Raw genomic sequence first — 14,728 nt, 5'->3', positions numbered from 1 at the left:
TTTATGTTAAAGTCCGAAACGGTATTGAAGGCCGGTAATAAACTGGGTTCGAGTTCCTAAAAATCCTAATTCAGCTCTTATCATAAAATGCTTATTGTATTGATATTGAGATCCTACAAGAAAATTCCACATATCTTTAGGCGCTTTATCAAGTGAATACTGTACCGTTGAACTTTCTAACGTACTCAAAGCACCATCTATACCGGTTAAAAAATTTCCCGCAGTTTCGAGTGCATTATTGGCAGTATTATACCTAGCAGCATTTACAGGATTAGCTTGTTGTGTTGGGGTTAAACCATTCCACCAGGCATCCACCGCTACCTGTTTTTCTTCTACTTTTACAAGACCTGCATCAACTTTGGCTTGCGCATCACTACCTGATATCAGGTCTGATAATGCTAGTGAACCACTAGTCTCACTATTTAAATCAACTCTAAAAGCACCTACCCAAACGTTGATACTACTATCTGGTTTTTTAAAATTGAAAGTTTTTCCCATCCTAGGTCCAAAAACAAAACTTTGTGCCGGTTCAGTTAATCCGTCTAAATCACTCCAAGCAAAGTTTATATCTAATGCTAACCAACCTCCACCAACACCAATGGTAGGAGTCATACCAATTCCAAAAGTCGTACCGCTGAAATCTGCTTTAGTGCTAAAATTATAAATTTCACTCCAATTATTACTCTCATCGGGTACCCAAATCCCTGCGCTGATATCAGTTGAAGATGCAACTTTACCCAAGATACCATAAACATTTAAAAAAGGGAAAACCCAAACATCAGGCCTAATACTAATAGAACTAGCACTTGCTACAGCACTATTGAAACGAACTATTTGGTCTAAATTATATTGTGGTCCATTGTTGAAACCAACATACAAATTATCAATAACGATATCAGATTTTTGCCAGAAATAATTGACTGAAATACCTGCAGAATAAGGCAAATGATAGCCCATTTGTGTTACTTTTTTTCCCCAAATTGGTAAAGAGTAAGGGTATTCAGCAGTCTTTAAACTATCAATTTTAGAAGCATTTTTCTTTCCTACCACTTTATCGCTATAAACTTGAGCAAAAGCAGTACTATTTACTAATAAAAAAATAATTGCTAATAACTTGAATTTTTTCATGGCTTGTGATTTTTAAATTTTAATAATTCTTTAACAAAATTAGTTATTTTATTTGATTCAGAGAGGAAGACTTATTATTTGTAAAATTTTAATTTGAAATTAAATTCATTGAAATAACGCTTTTCATGATTAACTTTGCAGTCTTAAAAAATATAATGAAATGCCTAAAATATTAATCATTGAAGATGAAGCATCTATTAGAAGAGTTTTAACAAAAATTCTTTCTGAAGAGAGCAGTACCTATCATGTTGATGAAGCCGAAGATGGAAATATTGGTTATGAAAAAATCAAAAATAATGATTATGATTTGGTGTTGTGCGATATCAAAATGCCAAAAATGGATGGCGTTGAATTACTCGAAGCAGTAAAAAAAATCAAACCCGAAATTCCTATGGTCATGATTTCTGGTCATGGCGATATGGAAACTGCCATTCAAACCATGCGTCTTGGGGCTTTTGATTATATTTCAAAACCACCAGATTTGAACAGATTGCTTAATACGGTGCGAAATGCATTAGACAAAAAGCAATTAGTTGTTGAAAATAAAATTCTAAAGAAAAAAGTTTCCAAAAACTATGAAATCATTGGGGAAAGTGAACCTATTAATCATATCAAACTAATGATTGATAAAGTAGCACAAACCGATGCTAGAGTTTTAATAATTGGACCAAACGGAACAGGTAAAGAATTAGTAGCACATCAATTACATCAAAAAAGTGAAAGAGTTAACGCACCAATTATTGAAGTTAATTGTGCTGCTATTCCTTCTGAATTAATTGAAAGTGAGCTTTTTGGACATGTTAAAGGCGCCTTTACTTCTGCGGTAAAAGACAGAGCAGGAAAGTTTGAAGCTGCCGATGGCGGAACTATTTTTCTAGATGAAATAGGTGATATGAGTTTATCAGCACAAGCCAAAGTTTTAAGAGCATTGCAAGAAAGTTTAATTCAAAGAGTTGGAGCAGATAAAGATATAAAAGTTGATGTTCGCGTTATAGCAGCTACCAATAAAGATTTGAAAAAAGAAATTGCCGAAGGTCGTTTTCGTGAAGATTTATACCACAGATTGGCAGTCATATTAATCAAAGTACCTTCTTTGAACGAAAGAAGAGATGATATTCCGTTGTTGATAGAATATTTCACCACAAAAATAGCTGAAGAGCAAGGCAATGTTCCCAAATCATTTTCTAAAGAAGCCATCCTGCTTTTGCAGGAATACGACTGGACAGGAAACATTCGTGAATTAAGAAATGTTGTGGAACGATTGATAATCCTCGGTGGAAACGAAATTTCTGAAACTGATGTCAAGTTGTTTGCCAGCAAGTAAGGCATTAGCCAAGAGCCAATAGGCAATAGAATTTTAAAAGTAACGAGCTAATGGCTATTGCCTTTTGCCTAATCACTCAACAATGAATTTAAAAAAAATAAACCCATTACTCCAAAAAGCTCTCATTGAAAACGGTTTAACCGAAGCCAATGAGATGCAACAAGCAACATTTTCTACCATCAAAAGTGGAGCTGATGCTGTTATACAATCTGCTGGTGGCACTGGAAAATCTTCAACTATTGTGATTAATGTGCTACAACGAATGGAAAAATCCATTGGAGAAAGCACCAGAGTTTTGATTATGGTTGAAAATAAAGAGAAAGTACTGGAAATGGAAGAACTTTTTTTAAAGTTTGGAACCTTTCATGATTTGAGCATCCTTGGTGTTCATGACAAAGGCGATATTGATTATGATAAAAATATTATATCCTTAGGATTGGATGTGCTTATTGGCACACCAAACAAAATTAACGCTATGTTTTCCTCAGCAGGATTTAATATAAACACCATTAAAATGTTGATTATTGACGATGCAGAAATTCTTTTTAGAAATCGAATGGATGCTGTCATTTTACGTTTATCCAATAGCATCGAAAAAACACAACGCTTGTTCTTTTGTAATCAAATTACCGAAAGAGTAGAAGTATTGGCAGAAAAAATAATGATTGAACCTACTTTCTTTGAAATGGATGAAGAAGATTAGTCTAAATCATAAACTATAAACCATAAACTATAAACCCGAAACCAAACTCATGGGACTAATAAAAATATTTTCCGGAAACGAAATTTTAGCATTGTCTTTGCAACAAAAAATCGAGGCAATAGGAGTAAATACAGTTATTCGAAATAACAATCAAGCTAACGTCATTCCTAGTATTCAAACCGAGAAAGCAGTGGAATTATTCATTCAAGAAATTGATTTTGGCAAAGCAAATCCAGTAATTGAAGAGTTTCGGTTGAGTATATAAAATTTGTATATTTGTTTCAATATTTATCACATTATCATGGATATAGCAGCAAAAAAAATCGAATTAATGGATTGGTTACTTCATATTAATGATGAAAGTAAGCTCAAAAAAATATTAGCATTAAAATCTATTTTAGATAAAGAGGTTGTGGCACATACAATTAGCGGTTATCCAGTTGATAAACAAGAATATATTCAATTGGTTAAAGAAGCCGATGAAAGAATTTCATCTGGGAAATATACAACAATTGAAGATTTAGAAAAAGAGATTGAAAGTTGGTAGTATGCATAAGCCAATCAAAATTTATTGGGATAATCAAGCCAAAGCCGATTTAAAATTAATCTTTGAATTCATCAAGTTAAAATCACTGCAAGGCGCTAGAAATTTAGTAAAGGATATTGTCAATCAGAGTAAAAATATTCATTTTACGGAACAATACCAAGTTGATGAAATACTTGGAGAGCCATTCAGAAGAATGATTGTTCGAGATTATAAAATCATTTATAAAATTCATTCTGAAACCGAAATCAGAATACTTCAGATTTTTGATTCTCGACAAAATCCTAAAAAACTAAAAAAGTAAATTTAATGGCGGAATAATTTCTGTTTAGTATTTAGTTATTTAAATACTTTCAACCGACTAACCAAAAGTGAAATAAATATTCCGAAAACCCCAATTAGTGCAAACGAATATTTCAAATTGGTTAATTCTGCTATAAAACCTATTAGCGGTGGACCAATTAAAAAGCCAAGGAAACTTATGCTCGTTACTACTGTTAAGGCAATGCCTGTTGGGACTTTTTCATTGTTTCCTGCGATGTTAAATATTATGGGAATTACATTTGAAACGCCAAAACCAACCATCATAAAAGCTATCGAACATGGAATTAAATAAGGCAATAAAACAGCCATGTATAATCCAGATGAAATGACCAATCCGCTTATGATTAGCACTTTTTTGGCGCCAAAATTTGCAACCAAAATATCACTCAAAAATCGTCCAGAAGCCATGCTTATCATGAATATAGTATAACCAAGTACGACTAAAGCGCCAGGTGCTTTTACAATTTCTTTAAAATAAACACCACTCCAATCAAACATAATCCCTTCGCTAGCCATACCACAAAAACAAATTACACCAAGCCAGACCAAATTTTTATCTGGATTTTTCCAAAAGGAATAACTCGATTTTTCTTCTTCCTGTTTTGATTTGCCTTTCAGAATAAATTTATAGTTGAATAGAACTATCAAAAGCACTAAAAAAATGGCAAAAATAAAATGTTGAAATGGACTTAATCCAAATGATATCATCAGAAAACCAACTAATGCTCCAAAAAAACCAGCCAAACTCCACGAACCATGAAAAGAACCAATGATGGGTTTTTCAAAGAATTGTTGGGTGTAAACGCCTTGAGTATTGATAGCAATATTACAGTAATTACTAATAAAGCCAAATAAAAATAATCCTATTGCCAATTGCCAACTGTTAGTTGCTAAACCCAATGAAAGCAAACAAAAACTATATAATAGTAAGCTTATAATTGATATATTCCTACTTCCATATTGGGTAACTGCTTTGCCCGAAAATGGCATAGCAACAAGTTGACCAATCGGTAAAACAAAAAGCAAACTACCTAATACTCCTTCGCTTAAATTTAAAGTCGATTTAATATCTGGAATGCGACTTGCCCAAGTAGAAAAGCAAAACCCCATTCCAACGAAAAACAACGAAGTAGCCAACCGAACTCTATTAAGATAGGATTTTTTGATTTTCCCAAAGGACTTAGTAATCTTAGATTTTGGTTCTAAATTGCTAGGGAAATTATCATTTGTCTGAGGCATAGCAATTGTTTTGGTTGTCTAAAAAAAATAAGTTTTACTTTCAAAATTTCAAATTTAATGCTTTGAATCTAATTTTTCAGGATTTAAACTTCAATTTCTAAATTAAACTATCTTTGCAGCTTTAAAAAAATAAGTAGGTTGAAGTCTTCTAACTTCCATCTTCTAACTTCCAACTAAAATAAAATGATTACAGTTAACGATATCTCCGTTCATTTTGGCGGAACTACTCTTTTTAGCGATGTTTCTTTTGCCATTAATGAAAATGATAAAATTGCCTTGATGGGTAAAAATGGTGCCGGAAAATCAACACTTTTAAAGATAATTGCTGGCGAAGCAAAACCTTCAACTGGGAATATTTCAGCACCAAAAGATGCTGTTATTGCCTACTTACCACAACATTTATTGACTACAGATGGCGCAACGGTGATGGAAGAAGCTTCAAAGGCATTTGGCGAAATCTTTAAAATGAAAGCAGAAATAGATGAAATCAACGAGCAATTAACCATTCGCACCGATTATGAAAGTGATGAATACATGAAATTGATTGAAAGAGTGTCTGATTTGAGCGAGAAATTCTATGCAATTGAAGAAATCAATTATGAAGCTGAAGTTGAAAAAATTCTGGTTGGTTTAGGATTTGAAAGAGAAGATTTTACTCGTCAAACTTCTGAATTTTCTGGAGGTTGGAGAATGCGAATTGAATTAGCCAAAATTCTTTTACAAAAACCAGATTTGATTTTGCTCGATGAGCCAACCAATCACATGGATATTGAAAGTATTCAATGGTTGGAGGATTTCTTGATTAATTCGGCAAAAGCGGTTGTAGTAATTTCGCACGATAGAGCATTTGTAGATAATATTACCAATAGAACTATTGAAGTGACTATGGGAAGAATTTATGATTACAAAGCCAAATATTCTCATTACTTAGAACTCAGAAAAGACAGAAGAATTCACCAACAAAAGGCCTACGATGAGCAACAAAAAATGATTGCTGAAAACCAAGAGTTTATTGATCGTTTCAAAGGAACTTTTTCTAAAACGTTATCAGTGCAGTCACGCGTAAAGATGTTGGAAAAAATTGTTCCTGTTGAAATTGATGAAATTGATACTTCAGCATTGAAATTAAAATTTCCACCTTCAATTCGTTCGGGTCAATATCCTGTTGTGGTGAAGGATTTAGAGAAATCATACGGTGATCATCTAATTTTTAAAGACGCTAATATCGTAATCGAACGTGGTGACAAAGTAGCTTTTGTAGGCAAAAATGGAGAAGGAAAATCGACTATGATTAAAGCCATTATGAAAGAAATTGAGATTAATGGTGGCAGTGTAGAAATTGGACACAATGCGCAAATTGGCTATTTTGCTCAAAATCAAGCCTCATTGTTAGATGAAAATGCTACAATTTTTTCAACCATTGATGACATTGCAGTGGGTGATGTTCGTACCAAAATAAAAGATATTTTAGGTGCTTTTATGTTTCATGGTGATGATGTGACTAAGAAAGTAAAAGTGCTTTCTGGTGGAGAAAAGACACGTTTAGCCATGATAAAATTACTATTGGAACCAGTTAATTTACTTATTCTCGATGAGCCATCAAACCATTTGGATATGAAAACTAAAGACATCATAAAAGATGCTTTACGTGATTTTGATGGAACATTGATTTTGGTTTCTCACGATAGAGATTTTCTTGATGGATTGGCCACTAAAGTTTTTGAGTTTGGTCACAAACGTGTGAAAGAACATTTTGAAGACATCAAAGGTTTCTTAGCACATAAGAAAATGGAAAACTTAAGAGAGATTGAAAAATAAAGATAATTTTTGTAACTTAGCATACTATATTTCGAAAAAATTAATTTGAACAAAATGAAAAATATTTTTTTGCCAATTGCTATTCTATTGATTAGCTTTATTACCGTTCCCTCTTTCTCTCAAACTGATAAGGGTGAACAAGGATTAGGTTTGCCTGGAGACGGTTTAGATCTTTATGCTGTTTTGGAAATTTTCCAAAAGTCAAAAACCATTGAAGATTTCGAGAAAACACTAAACGACGAGAAAACAAAAGTCAATAATTTAGATTTAAACAATGATAAAAATGTTGATTTTATCAAAGTTGTAACCAATAAAGATGGTGATGATTTTTCATTTGTTTTACAAGATCCCATTAGTAAAACTGAAACACAGGATGTAGCTGTTATTTTGGTCTCAAAAGATAAAAATGGTAAAGTCTCAATACAAATTGTGGGTGATGAAGAGTTGTATGGTAAAGATTTTGTAGTGGAACCAAAATCAAGTAGTACAGGTAGCACCGCTAATCCAGGATACACTGGAGAGAGTGTCGCCAAAGAAGTTGAAACGGCAGCTAAAACATCCACAACTACAACAGTTGTAGTAGAATCAACACCAATCGTTCAATATGTGTATTCACCTGTCTATGTACCATATTATCCTCCTTATTATTATGCATATTATCCTCCCTATTTTCATCCATGGCGTACAATAGCATATGGAGTTTATTGGTCCAATCATTCTTATTGTCATGGATATTATCATGGCGGTTATCACGGTAATGTTTATGTTCACAATTCATATCATTATAATAATTATCATAATAATTATAGAAATAATTCAGTTACTGTTAATCACTATAATGTAAATGGGAACTATAGAAATAATGGAAATGTAAGTAATAGACCTGCAACACGTCCTACAACTGGTAATACTGTCTCCAATCGTCCATCAACTGGAAATACAGCAACTACGCGTCCTTCAACAGGAAATACAGCATCAACAAGACCATCAACGGGAACTTCAAATAGTGCTGCATCTAATAGAGCTTCTGTTAGCAATAATTCTGCTTCAACACGTCCTTCAACGGGAACTTCGAATAGTGCTTCGTCTAACAGAGCATCAATGAATAATAATTCTGCATCTTCAAATAGAGCATCGAATATGTCATCTTCTTCAAACAGAGCGTCATCAAGTAGTTATTCTCGACCATCAAGTTCTTCTAGTTCCTATGGTGGAAACCGAAGTAGCAGTAGCTACAGTGGTGGCTCAAGTAGTAGAAGTTATGGTGGCAGCGGATACAGTGGTGGTCGCGGTGGTGGCGGTGGCGGCCGAGGTGGAAGAAGATAACTTAATTTTCTATAATCAATTTAAAAATATCAGTTTCCAAAACATCAGTATCATTATCTTCACAAAGCAGCAATTCAATATGAGTTGCTGTTTTTTTATATAAAGTCAATCCTTCAAATTTATTCTTTTCACTAATCTGAAAATAATTTTCAAGTTTCATGGTTTCTAAATCGATAGTTCCAATGATACTTCCCAAAACTTCGCCATCTTCATAAGTAGAAGTAGTATCTTCGGCAGCAGCCAAAAAATAAATTTTGTTTTCAACTAAAATAGCATCGGTAAAGGAAGTTTCTATATTTTTTATTTTAGGCAATTCAAATGGAATGAATTTAAATTTTGGATTTTCGGGGTCGTCATTGGCATAAATAATTCCATTTTTACTAGTACCACCATTTCCTCGCTGAAATAAATAAATAGTTTTATCTGTAGTAATTAATCCTTCAATATTGAGTTCGTCTTCATTTATGTTTAATTCTGATTTAATTTTTTTATAAAATTCCGCAAAACTTTTCTCTTTTACTTTCTTTGAATTTATATTGAACTTGAAGATTTGATTTCTTTTCTCGGTAGAACCCGAACCTAATAGGATTAAATCATTTCCTTTTAAAGTTATGGACTCAAAATCGGCTTTATCTTTTTTGATTATATTTTCTTGTGGATTTGAAACTAATCCAATTTTATTCAATTTTTCTTCTACAATTTTATATTCATATAAATAGGTGCTATTATCTGAAATAACATAAATTGTATCGTCATGATAAACTAGTCCAGATGCTGAACCAATTCCGATGATTTTAAACAATATTGAAAGTTGAATTTTTTCCATAAGTTTACAAATATAAAAACTAAGAGTATGCAAAATATCAATCCCGAAGATTTTAGAGTAAAAACTGCAATTGATTTGTCCAAAATTCCAACAGAACTCTCCATAAATAGTAGTAAAAAGCAGGAAGAAATTGCACTTGACGAAATTCAAAAAAAGTTGAGTTTGAAACAAGATGCGATGTATGCTCACAACCGTCATGCGTTTTTAATTTGTTTGCAAGGCATGGATACCAGCGGAAAAGATAGTTTGATTCGTGAAGTTTTTAAAGAGTTTAATCCACGTGGTGTGGTCGTTCATAGTTTTAAAACCCCAAATTCTACTGAGTTGGAACACGATTATTTGTGGAGACATTATTTGGCTTTGCCAGAGAAAGGAAAATTTGCTGTTTTTAATAGAACGCATTATGAAAATGTGTTGGTTACAAGAGTTCATCCAGAATATATATTGTTTGAAAATATACCTGGAATTGAGAATGTTTCGGATATCACGCCTCAATTTTGGGAAAACAGAATGGAACAAATAAATAACTTTGAAAAACATATTGCTCAAAATGGAACGACAATTTTGAAGTTTTATTTCCATATGAGTAAAGAAGAACAGCGCAAAAGATTGCTCAATCGATTAGAACAACCAGAAGATCAATGGAAGTTTTCGACAGGTGATTTGAAAGAACGCGAGCGTTGGGATGATTATATGAAGTATTATGAAGAAGCAATAAACAATACCAATACGGATTATGCACCATGGTATATAGTTCCAGCCGATGATAAAGGAATTGCACGTTACATTGTAGCCAAAGCTATTTGGGAAAAATTGAATTCCTTAAAAGATATTGAAGAACCCCAATTAGACCAAAAAGTAAAAGAAAATATTCAATTTTATAAAGACCAATTGAAGAAATAAAAAAAGGTTCGCTGTATGCGAACCTATTTTTTACTGACTATATTTTGATTTACAATTTGAAACCATAAGCCACACGAATACCCAATTGTCCAACACCTTGTCCAACTGTTCCGTTATCGTTCAACATTGGAAAGTCTGAATAATGCTCATAACGTAAACTAATATCGATATGTTTTGTTGCGTAACCAATACTTGGCGCAATTAAAAATGATGTTTTGTCATAATCATTAGTCACTGCAAAAGCTGCACCAGCTTCTCCCATAACATAAAATTGATCATTCCAAACGAATGCTTTGAAACCCGCTTTTACTGGGATAAATCCTAAATCATTATCTTGTCCGCTAACAAATAGGTTAGAAAAACCAGTTGTTAAAGTCACAGAATATCTTTTTGATAAATCGTATTGCAATCTTGCATCAGCACCAAGTGCAAAGTCATAAGGATCTTGAAATATATATCCTGCGTTAATTCCAATTCCTAATTTGAATCCTTGATCATAGTTTTTAGTATCTGTATTCTCTTGCGCTAAAATTGTATTGGCAGAAAAAAATGAAATAGCTAAAATTAATAGCATTTTAAACGTTGTTGTAATCTTCATAATAAATGTTTTTTAAGTTTTTGTCTTGTGTTTGATAGTTTATTTACTATCAAATTAACGGTGGCAAAAATACTTTTTCAAACAGCGAGATTTGTTACATATTTTTTTTCATTTGTTGCAAAATTATTTTGTCAAAAAAATGAAAGTAAAATGGATATTTACCAATTATATTTGTCCACAAATTTTACATTTTGAATTTATCTCAATACACCCGCGAATTTCGTTACAACCTGCAATTAGCTTATCCCGTTATCATAGGAATGCTAGGGCACACCTTAATTGGTATTGTCGATAATATTATGGTTGGCAAATTGGGCAGTACAGAGCTTGCTGCTGTTTCTTTGGGAAATAGTTTAATATTCGTAGCCATGTCTATTGGTATTGGTTTTTCCACTGCGATTACTCCAATTGTAGCAGAAGCCGATGCTGAAAAAAATCCACATAAAATACGTTCTGCTTTTCATCATGGGCTATTTTTATGTACCGTTTTAGGCATTGCACTTTTTGGACTTGTAGTTTTGGCAAAACCCATTATGGAGTTGTTACACCAACCAGAAGATGTAATTGCTTTGGCAAAGCCCTATTTAGATTGGGTCGCTTTTTCCTTAGTTCCATTAATTATTTATCAAGGTTATAAACAGTTTGCTGATGGATTGTCGATGACCAAAGTCTCTATGTATGCTATTATTATGGCTAATATTCTTCATGTTATAATCAATTATTGTTTAATATATGGAGTTTGGATTTTTCCTAAAATGGGAATTATTGGGGCAGGATTAGGAACCGTAATTTCAAGAATAGCGATGGTTGTTTTTATGCATATAATTTTGTCTCGAAAAGAACAACTAAAGCAATATTTTCAAGAGTTTAGTTTTGATGAAATTAAAAAAACAACTCTAAAGAAAATCATTGATTTGGGATTTCCTTCTGCTTTGCAAATGCTTTTTGAGGTGGTACTTTTTACAGCTGCCATCTGGCTTTGTGGTAATATAGGAAAAACAAGCCAAGCGGCCAATCAGATTGCGTTGAGTTTAGCCTCTATGACTTTTATGGTAGCCATGGGATTGAGTGTGGTTTCTATGATTAGAGTGAGTAATCAAAAAGGATTGAAAGAATACAAGCAGCTGATTATTATTGCACGTTCCATCTTCTTATTGGCAATTATTCTTGAAATCATATTTGCTATTTTGTTTGTGGCGTTGCATCAAATCCTACCTTATCTTTTCTTGAATATGGATAACCAATTACAACTTTTGGAGAATAAAGAAGTGATTGCCATTGCTGCCAAATTACTTTTGGTTGCTGCTGTTTTTCAAATTTCAGATGGCATTCAGGTGGTTGTACTTGGTGCGCTGCGTGGTTTGCAAGATGTGAAAATTCCAATGTATATTACCTTTGTAGCGTATTGGGTTGTAGGGTTTCCAATTTCATTTTATTTAGGTGAATACACAGAACTTAAAGCAGTTGGCGTTTGGATTGGGTTGTTAGCAGGATTAACTGTTGCTGCCATTTTTCTGTTTATTCGATTTCATTATCTGACTAAAAAGTTAGTTGTAGAAAATGCTAACTCATAATTTGTAACTTCCCAATAAGAGTTACGTATAACCAACGTATAATTTAAAAATTCATCAAATGATACTTTCACTTATTATTGGTATTATCTTAATTGTTATCAGCTTTACACTTAAAAATAGTGACAATCCGATTTCAAAATTCGCTAATCTTTTTAGGATATTTGGTGTCGTGGTAATTTTAATTGGATTATCAGCTTCTTCATTTAAACAAATTGATGCCGGAAAAGTAGGTGTAAAATCACTATTTGGAAATGTACAACCCGATGTGCTAGAAAGCGGTTTGCATGTTATAAATCCACTTTTGGATATCACTATTTTTGATGTACAAACCCAAAACTATACCATGTCTGCTATTCATTCCGAAGGAGCACAAGAAGGAGATGATGCTATCAGAGTTTTATCCAACGACGGATTGGAAGTAGTGATTGATTTAACCGTTTTATATAGAGTTATTCCAGGCGATGCTCCAAAAATTTTAAAAGGAATTGGCGAAAATTACACTGATAAAATTGTGCGTCCTGTTACCAGAACACGTATTCGTGATAACGCTGTTTTTTATGATGCTGTGGCATTGTATTCCACTAAAAGGGAAGAATTTCAACAACGTATTTTTAAAAGTATTGAAGACGATTTCAAAAAAAGAGGACTACTTTTAGAACAACTTTTAATACGAAATATCAATCTTCCAGCTTCGGTAAAAACAACCATTGAAAGTAAAATTAATGCCGAACAAGATGCACAAAAAATGCAATTTGTATTGCAAAAAGAAAAACAAGAAGCCGAACGTAAAAGAGTAGAAGCGCAAGGTATAGCGGATTATCAAAGAATTATTTCAAGTGGATTGACCGATAAACAACTGCAATACGAACAAATAAAAGCTCAGAAAGAAATTGCTACTTCTGCCAATACCAAAATCATTTTTATGGGAAAAGGTAGTGCGCCAGTAATCTTATCTGATAAATAGTAACTGTTTGTTGTTTAGAGTTGAACGACAAACCATAAACCATAAACAACAAACCAAAAACAACTAATTAAAAATGGAATTACCAAAATTTGTACTAGCCGATAACTCTGATTTTCCCGATGATATCTTTATTATACATCTTGATTTCCCTCGATTTATTATCAATTTAAAAGATGATGAAGTGGAGTTTCTGGAAGATTTAGAAGGAGAAGATGAAAAAGAATTAGAGTCAGAAATGGAGCATTTAATTACCTTGGCTGGCGAATTCTATGACAAAGAAATGGAAGGTTACGAGGAGTAGTTTTTAGTTTATTTCTTTAACTTTTAAAATAAGCATTCAATAAATTCATAGCCGCAGCAAAAGGCGATAGTTCATCATTTGCTACGGCTTTTTTGTTTTCTTCCAATAATTTTATGATTTCTGGATGGTTGTAAAAGCTATTTTTTAACTGTTCATTGATGGTTTCCATCATCCAATATTGGTTTTGTTCTTTACGTTTTTCTTGGAAATAATTATTGGCTTGTACCAATTCAAAATAACTGGAAATCGTTTGCCACACCCCGATAATTCCCTCTTTTGTAATAGAACTACAGGTGGCTACAGTAGGCGTCCATCCCGATTTTTTTGCTGGGAAAAGATGCAAGGCTCGGTTGAATTCGGTTTTTGCCAATTTGGCTTTAGCAATATTATCACCATCGGCTTTATTGATAACAATAGCGTCGGCCATTTCCATAATTCCGCGTTTAATGCCTTGTAATTCATCGCCAGCACCTGATATTTTCAACAACAAAAAGAAATCTACCATACTGTGAACCGCAGTTTCACTTTGACCTACACCAACCGTTTCTATAATAATAGTATCAAAACCGGCTGCTTCACAAAGTATAATGGTTTCACGTGTTTTGCGAGCCACACCACCAAGAGTTTCTCCCGAGGCACTCGGCCGAATATAAGCGTTGGTGTCTTTGACCAATTCTTCCATTCGGGTTTTATCACCAAGAATGCTTCCATGACTTATCGTACTGCTTGGGTCAATAGTCAAAACAGCCACTTTTTTCCCTAATGATGTTAATGTAGTGCCAAATGCTTCAATAAACGTGCTTTTCCCAACGCCTGGAACTCCTGTAATTCCTATTCTAATGGATTGGTTAGCATGTGGTAAGCAGGCGTTGATTATTTCATTGGCTTTGGATAAATGTTCAGGATTGGTGCTTTCCACTAAAGTTATGGCTCGGCTTAGCGCTGTGATGTTTTTAGCCAATATTCCTTTGACCAAATCTTCAGAAGACGGTTGTGCTTTTCTACTTTCCACAATTTTTTCCAAAGCCGATTTACTAAAACTCTCCGGTTGTGGAATTCCGTCTTTTTCTGTTAGTGCCGATTTTTTATTATTGTTTTGCAAGAGATTGTTTGTCTTTTAGTAATTACAAATTTACATTAAAAATAAATTACCACG

The 14,728-nt window shown here is 33.3% G+C and carries 16 protein-coding genes; 11 read left to right on the top strand and 5 right to left on the bottom strand.

Annotated elements, in window-relative coordinates:
- Positions 1–6 precede the first annotated feature (6 nt).
- Positions 7–1,128 (bottom strand): hypothetical protein, encoded by a 1,122-nt coding sequence (locus ACSVH2_RS13710; RefSeq protein ID WP_438093749.1) that lies wholly within the window; start codon positions 1,126–1,128, stop codon positions 7–9.
- A 160-nt stretch (positions 1,129–1,288) separates the two neighbouring features.
- Here ACSVH2_RS13710 and ACSVH2_RS13705 point away from each other — a divergent pair, with 160 nt between their 5' ends.
- The 5 genes from ACSVH2_RS13705 (at position 1,289) to ACSVH2_RS13685 (ending at position 4,003) form a co-directional block, all read left to right on the top strand.
- Positions 1,289–2,452 carry a sigma-54-dependent transcriptional regulator gene (locus ACSVH2_RS13705; protein ID WP_438093748.1) on the top strand — a complete coding sequence of 388 codons (1,164 nt, stop codon included), beginning with the start codon at positions 1,289–1,291 and terminating at the stop codon, positions 2,450–2,452.
- A gap of 82 nt (positions 2,453–2,534) precedes the next feature.
- A complete protein-coding gene (locus tag ACSVH2_RS13700) occupies positions 2,535–3,155 on the top strand; it encodes a DEAD/DEAH box helicase (protein WP_438093747.1) in 621 nt (206 codons plus the stop codon).
- 49 nt (positions 3,156–3,204) lie between these two features.
- Complete coding sequence (locus tag ACSVH2_RS13695) at positions 3,205–3,420, top strand: DUF2007 domain-containing protein (protein WP_438093746.1); 216 nt, start codon at positions 3,205–3,207, stop codon at positions 3,418–3,420.
- Positions 3,421–3,456: 36 nt separating this feature from the next.
- Positions 3,457–3,702: a hypothetical protein gene (locus tag ACSVH2_RS13690; RefSeq protein WP_438093745.1), complete on the top strand. Its 246-nt coding sequence runs from the start codon at positions 3,457–3,459 to the stop codon at positions 3,700–3,702.
- A 1-nt stretch (position 3,703) separates the two neighbouring features.
- Positions 3,704–4,003: a type II toxin-antitoxin system RelE/ParE family toxin gene (locus ACSVH2_RS13685; protein ID WP_438093744.1), complete on the top strand. Its 300-nt coding sequence runs from the start codon at positions 3,704–3,706 to the stop codon at positions 4,001–4,003.
- Positions 4,004–4,038: 35 nt separating this feature from the next.
- On the opposite strand, the gene ACSVH2_RS13680 is transcribed toward ACSVH2_RS13685, so the two are convergent.
- Positions 4,039–5,262 carry an MFS transporter gene (locus ACSVH2_RS13680; protein WP_438093743.1) on the bottom strand — a complete coding sequence of 408 codons (1,224 nt, stop codon included), beginning with the start codon at positions 5,260–5,262 and terminating at the stop codon, positions 4,039–4,041.
- A gap of 183 nt (positions 5,263–5,445) precedes the next feature.
- On the opposite strand from ACSVH2_RS13680, the gene ACSVH2_RS13675 reads away from it, so the two are divergent.
- On the top strand, positions 5,446–7,080 hold the full coding sequence (locus ACSVH2_RS13675) for an ABC-F family ATP-binding cassette domain-containing protein (protein ID WP_438093742.1): 1,635 nt from the start codon (positions 5,446–5,448) through the stop codon (positions 7,078–7,080).
- A 54-nt stretch (positions 7,081–7,134) separates the two neighbouring features.
- Complete coding sequence (locus tag ACSVH2_RS13670; RefSeq protein ID WP_438093741.1) at positions 7,135–8,406, top strand: hypothetical protein; 1,272 nt, start codon at positions 7,135–7,137, stop codon at positions 8,404–8,406.
- Position 8,407: 1 nt separating this feature from the next.
- Here ACSVH2_RS13670 and ACSVH2_RS13665 read toward each other — a convergent pair whose 3' ends face one another.
- Complete coding sequence (locus tag ACSVH2_RS13665; RefSeq protein ID WP_438093740.1) at positions 8,408–9,232, bottom strand: DUF6929 family protein; 825 nt, start codon at positions 9,230–9,232, stop codon at positions 8,408–8,410.
- Between the two features lie 27 nt (positions 9,233–9,259).
- Between ACSVH2_RS13665 and ACSVH2_RS13660 the strand changes: the two genes are divergently transcribed.
- Complete coding sequence (locus ACSVH2_RS13660) at positions 9,260–10,135, top strand: PPK2 family polyphosphate kinase (protein ID WP_438093739.1); 876 nt, start codon at positions 9,260–9,262, stop codon at positions 10,133–10,135.
- A gap of 49 nt (positions 10,136–10,184) precedes the next feature.
- On the opposite strand, the gene ACSVH2_RS13655 is transcribed toward ACSVH2_RS13660, so the two are convergent.
- Entirely contained in the window at positions 10,185–10,733 is a 549-nt protein-coding gene (locus tag ACSVH2_RS13655; protein ID WP_438093738.1) for a hypothetical protein, read from the bottom strand.
- Between the two features lie 191 nt (positions 10,734–10,924).
- Here ACSVH2_RS13655 and ACSVH2_RS13650 point away from each other — a divergent pair, with 191 nt between their 5' ends.
- The 3 genes from ACSVH2_RS13650 to ACSVH2_RS13640 all read left to right on the top strand — a co-directional run bounded on the left by ACSVH2_RS13650 (position 10,925) and on the right by ACSVH2_RS13640 (position 13,572).
- Positions 10,925–12,307: an MATE family efflux transporter gene (locus ACSVH2_RS13650; protein ID WP_438093737.1), complete on the top strand. Its 1,383-nt coding sequence runs from the start codon at positions 10,925–10,927 to the stop codon at positions 12,305–12,307.
- 58 nt (positions 12,308–12,365) lie between these two features.
- The gene (locus ACSVH2_RS13645) at positions 12,366–13,271 is read left to right on the top strand and encodes a prohibitin family protein (protein WP_438093736.1); all 906 of its coding nucleotides are present in this window, start codon (positions 12,366–12,368) and stop codon (positions 13,269–13,271) included.
- Between the two features lie 73 nt (positions 13,272–13,344).
- A complete protein-coding gene (locus ACSVH2_RS13640) occupies positions 13,345–13,572 on the top strand; it encodes a hypothetical protein (protein ID WP_438093735.1) in 228 nt (75 codons plus the stop codon).
- A 16-nt stretch (positions 13,573–13,588) separates the two neighbouring features.
- On the opposite strand, the gene meaB is transcribed toward ACSVH2_RS13640, so the two are convergent.
- Positions 13,589–14,674, bottom strand: a complete 1,086-nt coding sequence (meaB, locus tag ACSVH2_RS13635; protein WP_438093734.1) for a methylmalonyl Co-A mutase-associated GTPase MeaB — start codon at positions 14,672–14,674, stop codon at positions 13,589–13,591.
- Between the last annotated feature and the right edge of the window lie 54 nt (positions 14,675–14,728).

It is taken from the genome of Flavobacterium sp. RSB2_4_14, assembly GCF_051547085.1.
Taxonomy (GTDB): Bacteria; Bacteroidota; Bacteroidia; order Flavobacteriales; family Flavobacteriaceae; genus Flavobacterium.
Note: the sequence above shows the minus strand (reverse complement) of the source record. Positions and strands in the feature narration are given on the sequence as shown.

Excerpts from the sequence above, each read along its gene's own strand:
- ACSVH2_RS13670 (WP_438093741.1), top strand. The coding sequence starts at position 7,135 with ATGAAAAATATTTTTTTGCCAATTGCTATTCTATTGATTAGCTTTATT.
- ACSVH2_RS13710 (WP_438093749.1), bottom strand. The coding sequence starts at position 1,128 with ATGAAAAAATTCAAGTTATTAGCAATTATTTTTTTATTAGTAAATAGT.
- ACSVH2_RS13645 (WP_438093736.1), top strand. The coding sequence starts at position 12,366 with ATGATACTTTCACTTATTATTGGTATTATCTTAATTGTTATCAGCTTT.
- ACSVH2_RS13705 (WP_438093748.1), top strand. The coding sequence starts at position 1,289 with ATGCCTAAAATATTAATCATTGAAGATGAAGCATCTATTAGAAGAGTT.
- ACSVH2_RS13700 (WP_438093747.1), top strand. The coding sequence starts at position 2,535 with ATGAATTTAAAAAAAATAAACCCATTACTCCAAAAAGCTCTCATTGAA.
- ACSVH2_RS13660 (WP_438093739.1), top strand. The coding sequence starts at position 9,260 with ATGCAAAATATCAATCCCGAAGATTTTAGAGTAAAAACTGCAATTGAT.
- ACSVH2_RS13685 (WP_438093744.1), top strand. The coding sequence starts at position 3,704 with ATGCATAAGCCAATCAAAATTTATTGGGATAATCAAGCCAAAGCCGAT.
- ACSVH2_RS13655 (WP_438093738.1), bottom strand. The coding sequence starts at position 10,733 with ATGAAGATTACAACAACGTTTAAAATGCTATTAATTTTAGCTATTTCA.
- ACSVH2_RS13680 (WP_438093743.1), bottom strand. The coding sequence starts at position 5,262 with ATGCCTCAGACAAATGATAATTTCCCTAGCAATTTAGAACCAAAATCT.
- ACSVH2_RS13690 (WP_438093745.1), top strand. The coding sequence starts at position 3,457 with ATGGATATAGCAGCAAAAAAAATCGAATTAATGGATTGGTTACTTCAT.
- ACSVH2_RS13665 (WP_438093740.1), bottom strand. The coding sequence starts at position 9,232 with ATGGAAAAAATTCAACTTTCAATATTGTTTAAAATCATCGGAATTGGT.
- ACSVH2_RS13675 (WP_438093742.1), top strand. The coding sequence starts at position 5,446 with ATGATTACAGTTAACGATATCTCCGTTCATTTTGGCGGAACTACTCTT.
- ACSVH2_RS13640 (WP_438093735.1), top strand. The coding sequence starts at position 13,345 with ATGGAATTACCAAAATTTGTACTAGCCGATAACTCTGATTTTCCCGAT.
- ACSVH2_RS13695 (WP_438093746.1), top strand. The coding sequence starts at position 3,205 with ATGGGACTAATAAAAATATTTTCCGGAAACGAAATTTTAGCATTGTCT.